The organism is Bosea sp. F3-2, from assembly GCF_008253865.1.
Taxonomy (GTDB): domain Bacteria; phylum Pseudomonadota; class Alphaproteobacteria; order Rhizobiales; family Beijerinckiaceae; genus Allobosea.
The window spans coordinates 1512124-1532086 of sequence record NZ_CP042331.1 but is presented as its reverse complement, the minus strand read 5'-3'; the positions used below and the strand labels follow the sequence as shown (position 1 = coordinate 1532086).

Genomic DNA, 19963 nt, shown 5'->3' with positions numbered 1-19963 from the left:
CCGACAGTGGTAACCTGCGGGACTGACTCCAGCCTGACTCGAAAACCAGAGGCTGTTCCGCTTGCGCGTGCTCGTCGTCGAAGACACCGCCGATATCGCCGAGGCCGTGGTGATGCGGCTCGAGAAGATCGGCCACGCCGTCGACTGGGAGCAGGATGGCATCACGGCTGCCGAGCTGCTGGTCGTGCAGGCCTATGATCTCGTCATTCTCGATCTCAGCCTGCCGGGGCAGGACGGCTTGGCGGTTCTCCGTCAGATGCGGGCTCGGCGGCTGACGACGCCGGTACTGGTGCTGACGGCGCGCTCGGCCGTGGACGAGCGCATCGGCGCGCTCGATCTCGGTGCCGACGACTATCTGGTCAAACCCTTCGACTATGGCGAGCTCGAAGCGCGCGCGCGGGCACTGCTGCGGCGCAGCGCCGGGCAGCCCGACAACATGCTGCGGGTCGGGCCGCTCGCCATCGACCGGGCAGGGCGGGTCGCGACCATCGGCGACCGGCCGCTCAACCTGACGCGCCGTGAGTTGACCGTGCTTGAAATCCTCGCCGCCCGCCCCGAGCGGATCGTGCCCAAGGAGGAGCTCGTCGAGCAGCTCTTCAATTTCGACCAGGAGGCGAGCCCCAACGCGGTCGAGCAGTTCGTGGCGCGGCTGCGCCGCAAGCTCGCCGACGCGCCGGTTGAAATCCGGACCCTGCGCGGATTGGGGTATCAGCTTGCTGCTCTCTGACCTGCGCCTGTCGCTCCGTTTCCGCATCGTCGCCGTGCTCTCGGCGGTGCTGGCGGCGGGGGCGATTTTGCTCGGTTTCGCGGCCTGGCACTCGTCTTCCCTTGCCGCGCAGCAGGCCTATGACCGGCTGCTCGCCGGCGGCGCAGTGCAGATCGCCGAGAACGTCTATGTGCAAGGCGGGGTGGTGACGGTCGAGCCTCCCGTGTCCACGATCGCGACGCTCGCCGCCTATGACCTCGTCTTCTACAAGGTCGTCGATCCGCGCGGCGTCGTCGTCGCCGGCTACGATGATCTTGCTTCGGATGCCGACCCCGTCGATATCCGCGCCGGGGTCGTCCTCGAAGACGGTCTCTATCAGGGCCAGCCGGTGCGCATCGCCACTCTGGCGCGGCAGATCGAGCTTCCCGGAACGAACAATTGGGCGACCATCATCGTCGCGCAGACGACCGAGGCGCGGCGCGCGCTCGCCCGCGACCTGACGCTGAAGGCGCTCGGCGTCATCGCCGCCATGAGCCTGCTCGCCCTGATCGCGACTGCCTATGCCGTGACGCTGGCGCTGCAGCCGCTGATGCGCATCGAGCGCGAGATCGCGAGCCGCCGGCCCGACGATCTGCGGCCGATCGCGGCCGAGCCGCCGGTGGAGATCCGCAATCTCGTCCAGGCGATCGACGACTTCATGCGCCGTCTGTCCGAGCGCATGGCGATCATGCAGCGCTTCATCGCCGACGCTGCCCATCAGATCCGCACGCCGCTGGCGGCGCTCGATGCCCAGGTCGAAATCCTGCTCGCGACGCCCGCGTCGCGGCGCAAGGCCGACACCGTCAAGCGGATCCATGAACGCACGGCCGAGCTTGGCCGCCTTACCGGGCAGCTTCTCGACCATGCGATGGTGATCCATCGCAAGGATGCAGCGGCAACGGCGGCGGTCGACCTGAACGAGCTGGCGAAATCCGTTCTGGCCAAGACGGTGCCGCTCTCGCTGCCCCGCGAGGTCGACATCGCCTTCATTCCGGCCGAGCCGCCGCCGATCGTGAACGGCGATGCCGTGAGCCTGCGCGAAGCTCTGGGAAACCTGATCGACAACGCGCTGAAGCACGGTGCCGAGAGCCGGCTTGTCGTAACGGTGGGTGAAGATGCGGAGCATGCGTGGATCGATGTGGCGGATGACGGCGAGGGATTTCCGGCGCCGCCCGCAGATCTCCTCCGCCCTTTCGCGAAAGGCCCAGCCTCCAGCGGTTCGGGGCTCGGCCTGTCCATCGCGATGGAGGTCGCGAAGGCCCATGGCGGAGAGCTCGCCGTTTGGCGCGATGGCTGGATGACCCGGGTTCGCCTCAGCCTTGCGCGGACATGACCGGGCGTTCGAACGCCGGCAGGTTGATAGGGCTGCCACCGATCCCGACGCGCTTCAGTCGAACTCCTTGCGGAACTTTTCGCTGACGGTTGTCGCCGAACGGAAACGTCCGATCGAGAACGGCTCCAGGGGCGTCTGTGTCGCGCCGTCGAGGATCATCTCGCTGAGGCATAGCCCCACGCCGGGGCCGATCTGGAAGCCATGGCCGCAGAAACCGAAGGCGTGGAACAGTCCCGGCGTCGTTTCGCTCGGTCCGATCACGGGGATCATGTCGGGCAGATAGGCCTCGATGCCCGACCAGACTCGGATGACATGGCACTGCGCAAGCATAGGCGCGACGCGCGCCAGCGCCTTCATCGCCGCGAGCGTCTTGGCCGGAGGCACGGGGGCCCGGTTCGCCTGTGGATCGGCCGCCGTGCGTGGATAGCCGGCGAGGATGATGTTGCCGCGCGGAATCTGCCGGAAGATCACTGAGCCATCGATTGCCTGGACGGAAGGCTCGATCAGATAGGGGAAAGGCTCCGTCACGAACTGGGGAGGGCCGGCGGGAAAGAGCGGCGCCGTCTCGCCGAAGCGCTCCGCGATCTCGAGCGCCCAGGCGCCAGCGCTGTTGACGAGCACGCCACAGCTCAGGGTCTCACCCTTCGCGAGCGTCAGCACGAAGCCGTCGCCGGAGCGGTCGACAGTGGTGACGCGGGTGCTCTCGCGGACGACCGCGCCATGTCTCGCCGCGGCGCGCACGACGGCAGGCGTTGCGAGGCGCGGATTGGCGGTGGCGTCGCGGGCCGAGTAGGTGGCGGCAACGGCGCGCTCGCCGAGCCAGGGCCAGCGCCGCTTGAGATCGGCCGGGCCGACGCGCTCGATCGCAAGCCCACAGGACTCAGAAACCTTGGCGTAGCCTTCGAGCTTGGCGTGCTCCTCCTCGTCATAGGCGAGGTAGAGATGCCCGGTCTGCTCGAACTCGCAGTCCTCGCCGATCAGCGCGTCGAAATCCTCCCAGAGCGCCTGGGAGCGCAGGGAGAGCGGATACTGGCCCGGAAATCGCCCCTGGAGGCGCAGATTGCCGAAGTTGACGCCGCTCGACTGGGCGCCGACGACGCCCTTCTCGATCAGGGTCACGCGCTGGCCGCGCCGGGCGAGGAAGAAGGCGGTCCAGGCGCCGACAAGCCCGCCGCCGATGATGGCGACATCCGTGGTGGGACCGCTCATGCCGCGTCCTCGGCTGCGGCGAGCGCGATCGGCTTGACCGGCGCCTGGCCGCGCAGCCGCCCGGCCGCGGCACCGTCGCCCCGGCTTTGGCGGCGACGATTTCCTGCAAGGCGGGGCCGCAGACGCGGCCTTGGCAGCGTCCCATCCCGCAGCGCGTCATCGCCTTCACCCGGTTGACCTCGACCGGGCCGAGATCCCTGGCCATCGCGGCACGCACCTCGCCGACCGTCACGTTCTCGCAGCGGCAGAGCGTCACGGAATCGGGCAGGGCGGCGATCTGCGCCTTCGGCCAGGCGAAGGCGCGCGCGAGCCCGCGCTGGAAGCTGCGCAGGCGCTCGACCCGTCGGGCCAACTGCCTGACGGAGCCGATGTCCTGAGACTGTCCGAGATCCGACAGGATCGCATGGGCGGCCAAGGCGCCGCTGGCCTCGGCTGCATCGGCGCCGCCAATCCGCACGCCGTCGCCGGCGAGATAGAGGCCCGGTCGCGCCCGGCCCATCCCGTCGATTACCGGCAGGAACAGCCTGAAATCGGCATCGTAGGCGAATTGTGCACCGGCCAGGTCGGCAAGCTGCGTTTCCGGCTTCAGCCCATAGCCGAGCGCGACGGCGTCGCAGGCGAAGCGGCGTTCGCGACCGCTTGCATCGCGCAGGACGAGCGCCTCGACACGGTTCCGGCCCTCGATTGCGATCGGCGTCACCCCATGCAGCATGGTGGTTCCGGCGCGTAGCGACGCTGCCATATACCAGAGCCCGCGGAACAGGGTCCGCGGTGCGCGAAGCAGCGCCGGCATGGCGGCAACCTTGGCCGTGAACGGGCTCGTATCGGCGATGAAGGCGATATCGGCGCCCATGTCGCGATATTGCTTGGCGGCCAGCGCCAGCAGCGGCGAGGAGCCGAGGAAGGCGACGCGGCTCCCGATCAGGCAGCCCTGATCCTTGAGCGCCACCTGAGCGCCGCCGAGCGTGAAGACGCCCGGCAGGGTCCAGCCGGGCAGGGGCGCCACCCGGTCCATCGCGCCGCTGGCGATCAGCAGCTTGTCGAAGGCCAGGGTCTCGGCCTTGCCCTCGCGCAGCAGATGCAACTGGTTGCCGTCGACAGCCCAGACGAGCGTATGCGGGCGATAGTCGATGGCGGGAAGCAGAGCTTCGAACCGGCGATGCAGGTCGGCGTAGCGCTGTGCCTCCGAACCCATCAGCCGCTTCATGTCGAGGGCGAGATCATCGGACGGGCGGCGATAGCCTTGCCCGCCGGCTCTGGCTCCCTCGTCGATCAGGACGGGCTTCAGGCCCTTCGCGCAGAGCACCTCGGCAGCGCTGATGCCGGCCGGGCCGGCGCCGACGATGACGACTTCAGCCATGGGCAGCACCCATCGGCTGGGGCTCGGCGAACAGCACCATCCCGTCGGAGACCAGCGTGGTGCAGGCCCTGATCCGCCCGCCCTCCGCACTCCAGACCCAGCAGTCCTGGCAGGCGCCCATGAGGCAGAAGCCGGCGCGCGGCTCGCCGCCGAATTCCAGCCGGCGGACCAGGGCGCCGCTTTCGAGCAGTGCAGCGAGGACGCTGTCGCCCGCCGTCGCCGTGATGGTCATGCCTTCGAAGCTGAGCGTCGCCGGCCGTCCGGCGCGCACCGCCACGCGGCGGAACAGGGGCTTCGGAGCGTCCATGCGGATCCTGCAGAGTTATTTCAATGCAATAATTTCTCTTGGATATTGATAAGTCGACCGACGGCCTGTCAAGCGCTTCCTCCGCATGGCTCAGACGCGGGAAATGGCGTGCGCGGTTGCGATGACGAGCGAGGAGAAGCGCGCGACGACCTCGGCATGGCTATAGCGCGAGGTCGAGGTCGCGATATTGACGGCCGCTTCCGGCTGGCCGTGGTGATCGACGATCACGGCCGCGATGGAAGCGTCGCCGAGATAGACCTCCTCGAAAGCCGTGGCGTAGCCCTGAGCCGCCGATTGGCGCAGCTTCTCGCGCAACGCCTCGCGCTGCCAGGTGGTCGAGGGCGTGTGCGGCTTGAGGTCGGATGCATCGATGATCGCCATCGCCTCGTCCTCGGGGAGGCGCGACAGCATGGCGATGCCCGGCGCCGTGCAATAGGCCGGCATCCGCGTGCCGATGATGACGTCGGTATTCAGCACATGCCGGCTGAGGAAGCGCGAGACGAAGATGATCTCGGTGCCGTCCCGCACGGTCAGGTTGACCGTCTCCTCCGTCTCCTTGCTCAGATGCATGAGATAGGGCATCGCCCGGTCGAGCAGGCGGCTGCTGCGCACGAAATGGTAGCCGAGATCGAGCGTCTTGGCGGTCAGTTCGAAGCGCTTGGTCTGCGCGTCCTTCCGCAGATAGCCGAGCTTGGTGAGCGTATGGGTGAAGCGCTGGGCGGCGCTGAGATCCATGCCGGTCTCCGAGGCCACCTGCGACAGGTTCAGCGTCTGATGCTGGCGACCGAAGGCGGAGAGAACGCGGAACGCCTTCTCGACCGAGTTGACCATCAGCACATCGTCTTTGCGCCCGGCCTCTTCACCTGCCGAGGCCGCTCGCTTGCGGCCGTTTTGTCTCGCTTCGGGCATCGTCATCGGGGCCTGCTCTCCTGAATCGATCAATGGCTGTGACCGACGGCCTTGACAAGGTGGCGCAACTTCGTCGACTATTCAATAGAAGTTATCGTATAGAAATAAACATTCATCGGAGAGCGTCATGAAGGAGTCAGTTCTGGTCGAGGTGCGCGGCGCGGTCGGCATCCTGACCCTCAACCGCCCGCAGATCCTCAACGCCTGGAACGCGCCAATGCGGGCCCGCCTGGTCGAGGGGCTGGAGGAGCTGGAGGCGAACCAGGCTGTGCGCGCCATCATCCTCACCGGGGCAGGGGATCGTGCCTTCGGCGCCGGCCAGGACCTCAACGAGACCAAGACCTTCGATCCGGACCGGGCCGAAGCCTGGATGCATGAATGGGAGCGCCTTTACGACCGCATCCGCTCGCTCTCGAAGCCGATCATCGCGGCGCTGAACGGCGTTGCGGCCGGCTCGGCCTTCCAGGTCGCGCTGCTCTGCGACCTGCGCATCGGCCATGACGGCGTCACCATGGGCCAGCCCGAGATCAATTCCGGCATCGCCTCGGTGACCGGTCCCTGGATCATGAAGGAGATGATCGGCCTTGCCCGGACCATCGACCTCACCCTGACGGGCCGCATGATGGACGCCGATGAGTGCTTCCGCATCGGTCTGATCAACCGGATCGTGCCGAAGGAAAAGGTGATGGAAGCCTCGCTCGCGCTGGCCGAGGAGCTTGCGGCGAAGGCGCCGGTCGCCATGCGGCTTAACAAGGCCCGCTTCCGCGAGGTGACCGAGGAGAGCTTCCGGGAATGTCTCGCCGCCGGCATCCGCACCCAGCGCGAAGCCTACGCGACCGGCGAGCCGGCGCGGATGATGGAGGCGTTTCTCGCCGCGCGCGCCGCGCGCAAGAGCGCCTGAAGGTCAAAGCGCCTGACGATCTGATCACCCACGGGGAAATGCGGAAAACCGCTTGAAGGGGAGAAGACGATGACGAGCAGAACCACGAATCCGACGAGGCGTACCCTGCTGCAGCTCGCCGGTAGCGCTGCCGCCGGCGCGCTCGCGGCACCCTATCTCATCGGCACGGCGCGCGCTGCCGTGCAGATCACCGTCGCCGACCCCGGTGGCCCGTTCGGCCCCGCCTTCCGCAAGGCTTTCTACGATCCTTTCGAGAGGGCGACCGGCAACAAGGTGGTCAACGTCGCCCGCGAAGCGGAGCCGACGGCGCAGTTCAAGGCGATGGTCGAGACGAAGTCCTACACCTGGGACGTCTGCACGCTGACGCTCTCCGCCCGCGACATCCTGAAGGCGCAAGGCCTGCTCGATCCGATCGGCTTCGCGCATGCCGACGTGCCGAAGCTGATGCCGCAGGCGATCTCGCCCGAATTCATGGGCACGGACGTCTATTCGACGATCTTTGCCTACCGGACGGACCGGGTGAAGAACGCCCCGGCGAGCTGGACCGATTTCTTCAACGTCGAGAAGTTTCCGGGCCGCCGCGCGCTGCGCAAGAACCCGATCGACACCATCGAGCAGGCGCTGCTCGCCGACGGTGTGCCGCTCGACAAGCTCTATCCGCTCGATGTCGAACGCGCCTTCAAGGTGCTGGACAAGATCAAGCCGCATGTCGCGGTCTGGTGGACCGGCGGCGCGCAGTCGACCCAGCTGCTGCAGAGCGGTGAGGTCGACATGCTGCCGGGCTGGAATGCGCGGCTTCAGGCGGCGATCGACGGTGGCGCGCCGGCGAAGATCGTCTGGAACCAGGGCCTTTATTCGATCGAGGGTTGGGGACTGCCGAAAGGCGGGCCGAAGGCCGATGTCGCCCGCCAGTTCATCCGCTTCTGTTCGGACCCCAAGGCGCAGGCCGTGTTCACCGATACGCTGGCCTATGGCCCGACCAATCTCGACGCCTATCAGACGATTCCCGCCGAGCGCGCCAAGCTCCTGCCGACCTCGCCGGAGAACCTGAAGCAGATGGCTATCGCCGACGAGGATTGGTGGAGCGCCAACCGCGCCAAGGTGACCGAGCGCTTCAACGCCTGGCTCCTGACCTGATGCCGATGGCGACGAGCTCCGTGATGACCGCGATTGAATCGAAGAACGCCAAGCTGGTCGTCGAGGGTCTGTGCAAGCGATACGGCGCGACCACGGCCCTCGAGCCCAGTTCGCTCAGCGTCGCCGAGGGCGAGTTCCTCACCTTGCTGGGGCCCTCGGGCTCCGGCAAGACGACGCTGCTGCAGCTCATCTGCGGGCTGGTCGAGGCGAGCGAGGGCAGGGTCGTCATCGATGGCCGGGACCAGTCGGCCATGCCGGTGTATCAGCGCGACATCGGCCTCGTCTTCCAGCACTATGCGCTGTTTCCGCACCTGACGGTGGCGGAGAACATCGCCTTTCCGCTCAAGATGCGCGGACGTCCGGGCGCGGAGGTCGCAAAGCGCGTCTCCGAAGCCCTGGACATGGTGCATCTCGGGCATCTCGCCGGGCGTTTCCCGCGCGAACTGTCGGGTGGCCAGCAACAGCGCGTTGCGCTGGCGCGCTGCTTCGTCTACCAGCCCTCGATCATCCTGATGGACGAGCCGCTCGGCGCTCTCGACAAGAAGCTGCGCGAGCATATGCAGATCGAGATCAAGCGGCTGCACCGCGAGAGCGGCGCCACGATCGTCTATGTCACGCATGATCAGGAAGAGGCGCTCGCGATGTCCGACCGCATCTGCCTGATGAATCACGCGAAGATCGAGCAGCTCGGCACCCCGCGCGAAATCTACGAGCGCCCGCGCACTGCCTTCGCCGCCGATTTCATCGGCATCTCCAACATCTTCCGCGGCCGCTGGGACGGCAACGGCTCGCTCGAAACCGCGCATGGCCGCTTCGCCCTGCCGCGGGGCGCGCATTGCGAGAGCCAAGATGCGGCGCTGGTGATCCGGCCCGAGAACCTGCGCCTCGGCGCGCAGGACGGCAACGCGGTGAGCGGGCGCGTCAGCGAGATCGTCTATGCCGGCTCAGAGACGCGGATCATCGCCGCGCTCGCGGATGGCGGTCAGCTCGTACTGCGCCTAGGCCCCGACGATGCGGTGCCGGCGATCGACGAGGCCATCGTCGCCGGCTGGCCGCGCGACAAGGCGGTGCTGGTCGCATGAGCGCCGTGAGCATCAGTAGCGCGCCAGCGCGTGCGGGCAGGCTGCGCCTCAGCGCGCTCTGGCTGGCGGTGCCCGGCCTTCTGTTCCTCGCGGTCTTTTTCGTCTGGCCGGTCGCGCAGCTTCTCGGCCTCAGTATCGTCGATCCGGAGAGCGGAGCTTTCTCTGCCGGCGCCTATCAGCGCATCGCCGCGACCGACGTCTATCTGCGCGTGCTCGGCATCACCTTCCGCATCGCTGGGTGGACGGCCTTGTGGTCGCTGCTGATCGGCTATCCGCTCGCCTATTGGCTGGCGCGCCTGCCCGACATGTTCCGCGGGCGGATGCTGATCTTCGTCATGGTGCCGTTCTGGACGAGCTATCTCGTCAAGACCTTCGCCTGGATGCTGATCCTAGGCCGCAGCGGCGTGATCAATTCGCTGCTGACCGGCTCGCATGTGGTCGACCAGCCGCTGTCGCTGATCAACAACCAGTTCGGCGTCATGGTCGGCATGGTCCATGCCATGGTGCCGCTGGCGGTGATGACCATGCAGCCGGTGATGGCCGGCATCGACCGGCGGCTCGTCCAGGCGGCGCAGACGCTGGGCGCCGCGCCGGTGCGCGCCTTCTGGCTGGTCTACTTCAAACTCTCTCTGCCGGGTGTGGCGGCGGCGGGGCTGCTCGTCTTCATCTCTTCGCTCGGCTTCTTCATCGTGCCGGCCTTCCTCGGCGGGCGACAGGAAACCATGCTGGCGCAGCTCATCATCACGCAGGTGCAGGAGCTGCTGAACTGGCCCTTCGCCGGAGCTCTCTCGGCGATGATGCTGGCGGCGGCGCTGGCTTCCTGCGTCGTCTACGACCGGGTATTCGGACTCTCGACCATCGCCGGCGGTTCGGCTCAGGTCGGCACCGGCCGCATCCGCGATCTCGGCCTCGCCATCCTCTCCACCGTTGCGACGCTGGTGGGGCGGCTCGCAGAGGTCACGCGTTCACTGCTCGGCAAGCGTATCTGCGCGATGCTGCTGCCCGGCTTCTGCTGGCTCGTCATCGCCTTTCTGGTGCTGCCGACGCTGCTCGTCATTCCGCTCGCCTTCACCTCCTCGCAATTCTTGGAATTCCCGCCGCCGGGTTATGGGCTGAGCTGGTTCCAGACCTATTTCAGCTCTCCGCTCTGGATCCAGGCAACGATCCGCTCCTTCACGGTCGCCTTCGTCACGGCACTCGCTGCGACGGCTATCGGCGGCTTCACGGCGCTGGCGCTGGCGAACAGCCGCACCCGCTGGGCCGGGCTGATCTTCGCCTTCTTCCTTGCGCCGATGATCGTGCCGCGCATCGTCATCGCCGTCGGGCTGTTCTACCTCTTCGCGCGGCTGGGGCTGATCGCGACCGATCTCGGCCTCGTCATCGGCCACACCGTGCTGGCCATCCCCTTCACGCTGGTCACCATCGCCGCCGTGCTGAAGACCTACGACCAGCGTCTCGACCAGGCGGCGGCGACGCTGGGCGCCAACCGGGTGCGGACGCTGACCGGCGTCACCATCCCGCTGGTCAAGGGCGGCCTCGTCGCCGCCTTCCTCTTCGCCTTCATCACCTCCTTCGACGAACTGACCATCGCGATCTTCGTCTCGGGCGGCATCAAGACGACGCTGCCGAAGCAGATGTGGGACGACATGATCCTGCAGCTCAACCCCACGCTGGCGGCGGTCTCCGTGGTCGTCTTCGTCGTGGTGACGGCGATGCTGCTCATCGCGGAACGCTTCCGCTCCTCTTCCCGACTCGACTGAACCGACGACGATGACCTCCTTCGACGACGCTGGCTTCGTGAGCCTTCTGACGACACGCGCCGCGGCAGAGCCGGAGCGCGTCTATGCGCGCTTCTGCGGCGAGCCTGTGACCTATGCCGAGATCGAGCGGCGCTCGGCCGCCTTCGCCGCGCATCTGAGAACACGCGGCATCGTGGCCGGCGACCGGGTCGCCGTGATGATGCGTAATTCGATCGCGACCATCGCGGTGGTCTTCGGCCTCGCTCGCGCCGGTGTCGCCTGGGTGCCGGTCAACGCCCAGCAGCGCGGCGAGGGACTACGCTATCTGCTGACGCATTCGCGGCCGCGCCTTATCGTTGCCGATGCCGAGCTTGCGCCGCAGATCGCCGAGGCGATGGCGTCCGAAGCGGAGCTGCCGCTGCTCGCCCATGCGCCGGGCGGCGAGCTCGACGCCGTTCTGGCCGGCACGGGCTCCTTCGAGGAGCCCGTGCCGCCGGCCGATGTGGTGTTCGCGATCATGTACACCTCCGGCACCACCGGGCGGCCGAAGGGCGTGATCGTTTCGCACCGCATGCTGCGGCTGGCGGCCGAGAGCGTCGCGCTGCTCTCCGACGCGAAGCCGGGTGATGTCTTCTTCGTCTGGGAGCCGCTCTACCATATCGGCGGCGCGCAGCTTCTGCCCTTGCCTATGATCAGAGGCATCACGCTCGCCATGGTCGAGCGCTTCAGCGCCAGCCGCTTCTGGGATCAGGTCAGAGCGGAGGGCGCGAGCCATATCCATTATCTCGGCGGCATCCTCCAGATCCTGCTGAAGCAGCCGCCTTCGGCCCGCGACCGTGAGCACGGCGTGCGCATCGCCTGGGGAGGCGGCTGCCCCGCTGACATCTGGCCGCAGTTCCGCGACCGCTTCGGCATCGATATCCGCGAATGCTACGGCATGACGGAGGCCTCCAGCCTCACGACCTGCAACGTCACCGGCGTGGTCGGCTCGGTCGGCAGGCCGATGCCCTGGTTCACGGTGAAATTGCTGGATGGGGATGGCCTGGCGGTCGCCATCGGCGAGCGCGGCGAGATCGTGATCGAGACCAGCATTCCCGGCGCCATCTTCCCCGGCTATCTCGACAATCCCGAGGCGACGGCGAAGGCCTTGCGCGCCGACGGTTTCCATACCGGCGATCTCGGCTCCTTCGACGCCGGCGGCAATCTCTATTTCCACGGCCGGATGACCGACAGCGTGCGCTGCCGGGGCGAGAATGTCTCAGCCTGGGAGGTCGAGCATGTCGCGGCCGAGCACGAGGCGGTCGAGGACTGCGCCATGATCGGCGTCGCCGCCGATGTCGGCGAGCAGGACATCAAGCTGTTCGTCAAGCCGCGCGACGGCGCCGTCATCGATCCGCAGGCGCTGTCCGGCTGGCTCGGCCAGCGCCTCGCGCCCTACCAGAACCCGCGCTATATCGCCGTCGTCGATGAGTTCGAACGCACGGCAAGCCAGCGCATCATGAAGCACAAGCTCTCGCCCCGGCTCGACGATTGCTGGGACAGGGCGGCGATGGCGATGGGGCGCTGAGATGGCCGGCTGTGATATCCTTGTTTCCGGAACCGGCGGCTTTGCCGCGCGCATCGCCTTCGACATTGCCGCGACTGCGGACGAGCCGGTCGAGGTCGTCATCGCCGGCCGCAATCGCGAGCGGTTGAACTGGCTGCGCACCGCTGCGAACGCTCGTGCCGCGCTGTTCGGCAAGAAGGCCCGCTTTACCACCCACGCAGTCGATCTGCTCGCTCCGAACGCATCAGACGAGATGCTCGCTGCAACCGGTCCGCGCATCGTCGTCCAGGCCGCCTCGATTCAGACATCGCAGGTGATCGCCCAGACCGGCAACGCCTGGACGCAGCTCGTGGCCGAGGGCGGCCTGAGCGCTACGGCGGTGTTCCAGGCGCTGCTCTCATCGCGGGTCGCCGCGGCGATCACGCGCGGTGGCAGGCCGGTGACATTGGTCAATTGCGGCTTCCCGGACGTGGTCAACGGCATGATCCGTGCGATGGGCCATGACGTCGCTTGCGGCATGGGCAATGTCGCGATCCTGTCCAACGTCTTCGCCGGCTCGGTCGCCACGCCGCCGGGAAGCGAGGTCAAGGTTCTCGCCCATTACCAGAACCTCGCCGCCTGGCGTCGCCGGCCGGAGGATCGGGGCGGTCGGTCTCCGCGCGTCTGGCTCGAAGGCACAGAGGTCGCGGACGTCTATGCGCGCTTCGCGGACATCCAGCTCACACCCGAACCGGTCATCGAGATCTCCGGCGCCAGCGGCGTTCCCATGCTGCTCGCCATGGCGGCCAACCGGTCATGGAAGGGGCATGTCCCCGGGCCGAACGGCCTGCCGGGCGGCTATCCGGTCCGCCTCGTGGACGGGGCGCTCGAACTCGATCTTCCGGGCGGTATCACCGGTGCTGAAGCGATTGCCTGGAATGCGTCGTTCGAGCAGGAAAACGGCCTTGTCGTCTCGCCCGAAGGCAAGGTCGTCTTCACCGGCATCCTCGGCGACAGGCTCGCCGAACACTGCCCCGCTCTCCGCAACGGCTTCGTCGTGCAGGAGCTCGAAGCGGTGTGTGAGGAGCTGCTTCAGCTGCGCTCGGCCTTGATGCAGAAGGCCTAGCTCGCTCCGAGCATAGAGTTCTGCCGCGAAGAGACTTGGCACGCGCCGGCAGATCAAGCTCCTGATCCGCCGGTGGCCTGCCTAGCCCAGCTATTCGCCTCGGCCGCCCCAGGCTTCCAGATCGAGCTTCCAGAGGGGCGGCAGCTTCGCGAATGGCGGCACGGTGTGGGCGACGGCCGCCATGGCGCGGCGGCTGTCGAGATCGATCTTGCCGTAGATCGCCTTGACATGGGCTTTGACGGCATCGATGCCGGTGCCGAGGATCGTGGCGATCTCCTCGTTCGACTTGCCCGAGGCGATCAGGGAGGCGACCTCGAGCTGCCGCGGTGTGAGATCGGGAAAGGCCAGCCGCAGCCGCTCGCCGGGAGTGAGCTTGGCCAGCGTGCGCTCCTGCGCCTGCTGGTAGCTGCGCATCATATGCGGGCGGAAGGCTTCCAGCCTGTCGCGCTCCGCCTCGCTGAAGGGCGGCCGACCCAGGACGCGGTGGCCGACGATCGTCACGACGTAGTGCTCGTGTGTCAGGACGACGGCCATCATGTGGCGCGCGCCGGATGGCAGGAAGACCTCCCTGGCGATCGGCAGCGCCAGGAACGCCTCCTCCGTGAAGAAATCCGATTCACGCAGCGCCCGCTCGCCGAAGAAGGCAGGGTCATACTGCCAGAACGGATGCGAGTGCATGTGGCTGGCGAAGGCCTGCATGGCCCGGCCCCGCCTTTCGGGATCGTCCTCCACCGAAACCATCGAGCGGAAATCCCGGCTCGGGTGATGAAACTCGGAAAAGCTCACCACCTCCGCGCCGATCAGGCGGCTGACCCCGGCGAAGATAAGACCGGGCAGGCTGAGCAGGTCCGGCTGGGCTTCATAGAGAGCAATGATCTCGTTCCTCAGGTCGCCGTCCATGATTCCTCGGTTTCGTGGCGCGTCGTGTCCCAAGCCGGTGCGCCTGACCACCATTATCTAGCGACGATCGGTGGGGTATGCGTTAAAGCGCGAGCCTGCATCTTCCGCATCGCATGGCGCGGACCATACCCTTTCGGGTAGTGGGCGAGCCGCGATTCGCCTGAGATAATGGCCTGTGCCAGGCGGCTGCGGCGGCTTGCCTGCGGGGGCATTGCGGCATGCGTTTGGACGAACGGGGCTTCCCCGACTTCGCCTCGATCCGGGCGAGGCCAACGAGGCGACCTGACGCCTTCTCGCATGTTCGCCCCGCCACAGGCCCCGCTCCCGGCATGGCTCGCCGTGCCCGCCTGCTGAAAGGTTCGACGGCGCTTGCTGGCGCCACCATTGCTGTATTGACGCTGCCGGCCGGCGCCGCAATGGCCCAGACCTTCACCTTCGTTGGCGGGGGTGGCGCTTCCTGGAGCACGCCCGGCTCTTGGGACACGGGCGTTGTCCCGAACAGCGCGACGGCGCAGGTGCTCCTGCCCGACCCACCCGTCAATACCGGGATCAACCTGAGCGGTGGGACATTCACGGTGAACACCCTCACTTTTGCTCCCAGCAGCGGAACCCGCTACGGCATCGGCAATGGCACGCTGAGATTCGACGGCACGAACGCGACCATCGACGTGCAGGCGGCCACCCCCGAGATATTCTTCCTGGGCTATGGGCCGATGGCGGTCGTCGCGGCGACCGACCTAACGGTGAATGTCGTTGCGGGCGGCTCTTTTTCGATTGAGTCGGGAGCCACCCTCTCGGGCTCTGGCGCCCTCATCAAGACCGGCGCAGGCACGATGTTTCTGGCCGGCGCGAACAGCCATGGTGGCACCGTCGTTGAGGCCGGCCTCCTGCAGACGAACGAGGTGAACACGCTCGGCCCCGGGCCGCTCACCGTCAATGGCGGCACGCTCGACCTCAACGGTTTCAACCAGAGCGTCGCCGGCCTGAGCGGAACGGGCGGCGCCATCGCTCTGGGCACGGCGACGCTCACCACCTCCTCCGCCAGTAGCACCAGTTACGCCGGCGTCATCACCGGCTCCGGCACGCTCGTGAAGGGCGGCGCCGGCACGCAGACATTCACCGGCGCAAACGCCTATATCGGCGGCACCACGATCAATGCCGGCACGCTCGCGCTGAGCGGCGCAGGCAGCCTCGCCATGACCGGCGCCTTGAACCTTGCCAATGCAGGAGCGGGCTTCGACATCAGCGCCGCCGACGGCAACCGAACCATCGGAGCGTTGGCGGGCAGCGCCGCCACCACCGTCGCGCTCGGTGCCCACACGCTGATCTTAGGCGATGCGTTCAATCAGACCTTCGCCGGTGTCATCGGCGGCTCGGGCGGCCTCGTCAAGCAGGGCGCTGGCACGCTGACGCTGGACGGTGCGAACACCTATACGGGCGGCACGACGATCAATGCCGGCACGCTGGCGCTCACTGGCGGCAGCCTTGCGGCGAGTTCGGCTGTCTCGCTTGCCGGGGCAGGCGCCGCTTTCGACATGAGCCTCGGCTTCGGCGACAAGACCATCGGTTCCTTGTCCGGTGTCGCTGGCAGCACGGTCGCGCTCGGCCTCAACACGTTGACCTTCGGCAATGCGACGAACCAGATTTTCGCCGGTTCGATCGACGGCACCGGCGGCCTCGTCAAGCAGGGAGCGGGCCTGCAGACCCTGAGCGGGGCCAGCAGCTATGGCGGCGCCACGCTGGTTTCGGCCGGCGAGCTGCGTGTCGACGGCACGCTGAGCGGGCTGGGGGCGATGACGGTGAACGCCGGCGCGACGTTGTCCGGGACGGGCGGCATCGCCGGGGCCGTAACCGTCAACGGCACCCTGTCGGCGGGCCATAGTCCCGGCACGCTGACGGTCGGTGCGCTCACGCTGAATGGCGGCTCGACCTCGATCTTCGAGCTGAATTCGCCGGGCGTGGTCGGCGGCAGCGATCCCGTCGCCGGCAACGACCTCGTCGAGGTCACCGGCAATCTCACGCTCGGCGGCACCCTCGATGCGCGCGCGGCGGCCGCCGGCCATTATCGGCTGTTCGACTATGGCGGCACGCTCGCCGGCAGCTTCGCCAGCCAGGGCGTGACCTCGACCCGCAGCGGCTTCACCATCGCCAACGCGCAGGTCGAGACGGCGACGGCGGGGCAGGTCAACCTCGCCGTGTTCGGCACCGGCCAGACCATGCAGTTCTGGGACGGCACGAACACAATCGGCAACGGCCTCGTCAACGGCGGCGCCGGCACCTGGGCTCCCTTCGGCACCAATTGGACCAATAGCACCGGCAGCGCCAATGCCGGCTGGGGCGGCTCGGTCGGCGTCTTCGCCGGCACCGCCGGCGGCGCGGTCAGCGTTGCCGGCACGATAAGCTTCGACACCCTGCAATTCTCGGCGAATGGCTACGCGCTGAGCGGCGGCACGCTTTCGATCCGGCCCGCGAGCGGCACGGCCGGCACCTTCAACGTCGATAACGGCGTCACCGCCAACATCGCTTCGACCATCGCCGATGGCGGCGGCACGGCCATCGCCAAGGTCGGCAACGGCAGGCTCGTGCTCTCCGGCAGCAACAGCTACAGCGGCGGCACGGCGATCGAAGGCGGCGTACTGCAGATCTCCGCTGATGCCAATCTCGGGGCGGCCTCCGGCGGCTTGAGCCTCAATGGTGGCACGCTCGCGACCACGGCCAGCTTCGCCTCGTTCCGCCCGGTGACGCTCGACGGCCCCGGCGGCTTCGACGTGGCGGCCGGTACGCAGTTCGAGCTGGGTGGCGCGGTCTCCGGGCCTGGCAGCCTGACCAAGCTCGGTGCCGGTACGCTGCTGCTCTCCGGCTTCAACAGCCATGGCGGCGGCACGGTGATCACGGCAGGCACCCTGCAGGCGGGCAGCGCCGATGCGCTCGGTCCGGGTGCGCTTACGCTGAACGGCGGCACGTTCAAGGCGGGAACGAACTTCATCAACAGCTTCGCCAATGCCATCGTAGTCAACGCCGCCGGCGGCAGGGTCGACGTCAACGGCCAGGTGATGACGCTCTCGGGCAATATCACCGATGGCAGCGGCGCCGGCGGAGCGCTCGCCTTTGTCAACAGCGATACCGATATCGGTGCGGTCGATCTCCGCGGTAACAACAGCTATACCGGCCCGACTTCGGTTGGCGCCGGCGTGACACTGACGGCGCTCACCAACACCGCCTTCTCGCCGAACTCAGACGTGACGCTTGCCAGCACCGGCGCGCTGATGACGAACGGCCACAACACGATGGTGCGCTCGCTCTCAGGCTCGGGCATCGTCGTCAATGCCCACGACACACTGGCCGGCTCGCTGACCGTTGTGCTGCCCTCCGGAACGGCGAGTTTCGCCGGCACGATCTTGGATGGTGAGCCGGGCGACGCGCCGCTGAAGCTGGTCAAGAGCGGCGCCGGCACGCAGATCCTGACCGGCACCAACAGCTACACAGGCGGCACGACGATCAGCGCCGGCGTCCTGCAGATCGGCAATGGCGGCACCACCGGCTCGATCATCGGCAACGTCGTCAACAATCGCACGCTCGCCTTCAACCGCTCGGACAACATCACCTTCACCGGAACCATTTCGGGCAGCGGCGACGTGCAGAAGCTGGGGGCCGGGTCGCTCACCCTGACCGGTACCAACAGCTATGGCGGCACGCTGATCCAGGCCGGCACGCTGATAGGCTCGGCGACGAGCTTCGGCCTCGGTCCGATCCACAACAACGCCGCGCTGGTCTTCGACCAGCCGGGCGACGGAACCTTCGCCCGAGCGATCAACGGCACCGGCACCCTCACCAAGCGCGGGGCGGGCAATCTCAATCTGACCGGCGACGGCAATCTGGGCGGCTCCACCACCGTCGAGGCGGGCAAGCTCTCGGTGAATGCCTCGTTCGCGAACTCGGCCGTCACCGTGCTCTCGGGCGCAGCGCTCGGCGGCAGCGGCACGGTCGGCTCCACCACGATCCAATCGGGGGCGACCATTGCCCCGGGCAACTCGATCGGCACCCTCAACGTCAATGGCAACCTGACGCTGGCGCCCGGCTCGACCTACGAGGCCGAGATCGCCGGCAACGGCACCTCCGACCGCATCGCCGTGACCGGAAGCGCCATCGTCACCGGCAGCCAGGTCGGCGTGACCGCGCTCGATCCGCAGACCAGCTACATCAACGGCCAGCGCTACACGGTCCTGACCGCGACCGGCGGCGTCTCGGGCACCGCGCCCGGCGCGGTCTCGCGCTCGGCCTTCCTCGACCTCAGCCTCGACCAGCAGCCGAACCAGGTCGACCTCGTCATCGCGGTCAAGGGCACATCGCCGGTGACGCCCTCCGATCCGGCCGCGCCGCCGGTGACGCCACCCGCTCCGCCGCCTTCCGTCTTCCAGACCGTGGCGGAGACACGCAACCAGTTCGCGACTGCTGTGGCGCTGAACACGCTGCCGCAGGCGGGCGGGACGCTCGCGCTCTACAACAGCCTCCTGATGCTCGATGCGCCCTCGGCACGGGTAGCTTTCGACACGCTCTCCGGCGAGATCCATGCCTCGGCGAAAACGGCGTTGATCGACGAGAGCTGGTTCATGCGCAATGCGATGAACGACCGGCTGCGCTCGGCCTTCGGCTCGGTCGGCGCAGCGCCAATGGCGACCATGAGCTACGGCTTCACCGCTGATCTTGCGCCAGGCGTGACGGGCCCGATGCCGGCGCTGAGGTCCGACCGCTTCGCCGTCTGGGGCCAGGGCTACGGCGCCTGGGGCAGGACCGACGGAAACCGCAACGCCGCCGGCCTGACCCGCTCGACGGGGGGCTTCCTGCTCGGCGCCGACGCAGCCGTGTTCGACACGCTGCGCTTCGGCCTCATCGCCGGCTACAGCCACAGCGAATTCGACGTGAAGGGCAGGCTCTCCTCGGGCGAGAGCGACAACTATCATCTTGGCCTCTATGGTGGTGGCCAGTGGGGAGCGCTCGGGCTCAGGGTCGGCGCGAGCTACACCTGGCACGACGTCGAGACCAGCCGCACCGTCGCCTTCGCCGGCTTCGGCGACAGGCTCAAGGGCGGCTATGACGCGGGCACGGCGCAGGTCTTCGGAGAGCTTGGCTACCGCGTCACCTTGGGGCGGGTCGAGCTCGAGCCTTTCGTCGGCCTGGCCTACGTCAACCTGCATACGGCCGGTTTCAGCGAGACTGGCGGGCTCGCGGCGCTGACTGCCCGCGGCGATGACACCAATCTGGGCTACTCGACATTGGGACTCCGCGCCTCGACCACCGTTGCGGTCCAGGGCATGGAGCTGAGCCTGCGTGGGGCACTCGCCTGGCGCCACGCCTTCGGCGACGTCGATCCGAGGACGACACTCGCTTTCGCAGGATCCAGTGCGTTCACCATCGCGGGCCTGCCGATCGCTCGCGATGCAGCGCTGGCGGAAGCAGGGCTCGACCTCGCCATCAGCCGAAATGCGACGCTCAGCCTGTCCTATGCCGGGCAGCTCGCAACCGATGCCCAGGACCACAGCTTCAAGGGCGCGCTGGCTGTGAGATTCTGAACGAACCTCGAAGCGGCTGCGAGACGAAGGCGCAATTTCGGGACCACGGGCTGACCAGTCGCTGCGGCGGACGATGCACCGGGAGCACGGCGGCTACCGGCCAACGTCCTTTTTTGGGCG

13 protein-coding genes and 1 pseudogene are annotated in these 19963 nt (G+C 67.6%); 9 read left to right on the top strand and 5 right to left on the bottom strand.

Going from position 1 to position 19963, the window contains the following annotated elements; translation table 11 throughout:
- The first annotated feature begins 61 nt into the window (after positions 1-61).
- Both FQV39_RS07065 and FQV39_RS07060 read left to right on the top strand, forming a co-directional pair.
- Entirely contained in the window at positions 62-727 is a 666-nt protein-coding gene (locus FQV39_RS07065; protein WP_149129646.1) for a response regulator transcription factor, read from the top strand.
- Positions 714-2078: a sensor histidine kinase gene (locus FQV39_RS07060; protein ID WP_187640192.1), complete on the top strand. Its 1365-nt coding sequence runs from the start codon at positions 714-716 to the stop codon at positions 2076-2078. The genes FQV39_RS07065 and FQV39_RS07060 overlap by 14 nt, the downstream gene beginning before the upstream one ends.
- Positions 2079-2132: 54 nt before the next feature.
- On the opposite strand, the gene FQV39_RS07055 is transcribed toward FQV39_RS07060, so the two are convergent.
- The 4 genes and pseudogenes from FQV39_RS07055 to FQV39_RS07040 form a co-directional block, all read right to left on the bottom strand.
- Positions 2133-3287 carry an NAD(P)/FAD-dependent oxidoreductase gene (locus FQV39_RS07055; protein ID WP_149129644.1) on the bottom strand — a complete coding sequence of 385 codons (1155 nt, stop codon included), beginning with the start codon at positions 3285-3287 and terminating at the stop codon, positions 2133-2135.
- Positions 3288-3438: 151 nt separating this feature from the next.
- A pseudogene (locus FQV39_RS07050) lies at positions 3439-4647 on the bottom strand (FAD-dependent oxidoreductase); the annotation flags it as partial.
- Positions 4640-4954, bottom strand: a complete 315-nt coding sequence (locus FQV39_RS07045; RefSeq protein WP_149129643.1) for a (2Fe-2S)-binding protein — start codon at positions 4952-4954, stop codon at positions 4640-4642. The gene FQV39_RS07045 and the pseudogene FQV39_RS07050, both read right to left, overlap by 8 nt.
- A 90-nt stretch (positions 4955-5044) precedes the next feature.
- On the bottom strand, positions 5045-5869 hold the full coding sequence (locus FQV39_RS07040; protein ID WP_248313276.1) for an IclR family transcriptional regulator: 825 nt from the start codon (positions 5867-5869) through the stop codon (positions 5045-5047).
- Between the two features lie 121 nt (positions 5870-5990).
- On the opposite strand from FQV39_RS07040, the gene FQV39_RS07035 reads away from it, so the two are divergent.
- From FQV39_RS07035 to FQV39_RS07010, 6 genes are all read left to right on the top strand, one after another.
- Positions 5991-6764 carry an enoyl-CoA hydratase/isomerase family protein gene (locus FQV39_RS07035; RefSeq protein ID WP_149129642.1) on the top strand — a complete coding sequence of 258 codons (774 nt, stop codon included), beginning with the start codon at positions 5991-5993 and terminating at the stop codon, positions 6762-6764.
- 69 nt (positions 6765-6833) lie between these two features.
- The gene (locus FQV39_RS07030) at positions 6834-7901 is read left to right on the top strand and encodes an ABC transporter substrate-binding protein (RefSeq protein WP_149129641.1); all 1068 of its coding nucleotides are present in this window, start codon (positions 6834-6836) and stop codon (positions 7899-7901) included.
- Between the two features lie 23 nt (positions 7902-7924).
- Entirely contained in the window at positions 7925-8983 is a 1059-nt protein-coding gene (locus FQV39_RS07025; RefSeq protein WP_210251183.1) for an ABC transporter ATP-binding protein, read from the top strand.
- Positions 8980-10743 (top strand): ABC transporter permease subunit, encoded by a 1764-nt coding sequence (locus FQV39_RS07020; protein ID WP_149129639.1) that lies wholly within the window; start codon positions 8980-8982, stop codon positions 10741-10743. The genes FQV39_RS07025 and FQV39_RS07020 overlap by 4 nt, the downstream gene beginning before the upstream one ends.
- A gap of 10 nt (positions 10744-10753) precedes the next feature.
- Positions 10754-12289 carry a class I adenylate-forming enzyme family protein gene (locus FQV39_RS07015; RefSeq protein ID WP_149129638.1) on the top strand — a complete coding sequence of 512 codons (1536 nt, stop codon included), beginning with the start codon at positions 10754-10756 and terminating at the stop codon, positions 12287-12289.
- 1 nt (position 12290) lies between these two features.
- The gene (locus FQV39_RS07010) at positions 12291-13373 is read left to right on the top strand and encodes a hypothetical protein (RefSeq protein WP_149129637.1); all 1083 of its coding nucleotides are present in this window, start codon (positions 12291-12293) and stop codon (positions 13371-13373) included.
- 90 nt (positions 13374-13463) lie between these two features.
- Here FQV39_RS07010 and FQV39_RS07005 read toward each other — a convergent pair whose 3' ends face one another.
- Positions 13464-14273, bottom strand: a complete 810-nt coding sequence (locus FQV39_RS07005; protein ID WP_149129636.1) for a helix-turn-helix transcriptional regulator — start codon at positions 14271-14273, stop codon at positions 13464-13466.
- A 329-nt stretch (positions 14274-14602) separates the two neighbouring features.
- Between FQV39_RS07005 and FQV39_RS07000 the strand changes: the two genes are divergently transcribed.
- Positions 14603-19843 (top strand): autotransporter domain-containing protein, encoded by a 5241-nt coding sequence (locus FQV39_RS07000; RefSeq protein ID WP_187640191.1) that lies wholly within the window; start codon positions 14603-14605, stop codon positions 19841-19843.
- The last annotated feature ends 120 nt before the right edge of the window (positions 19844-19963 follow it).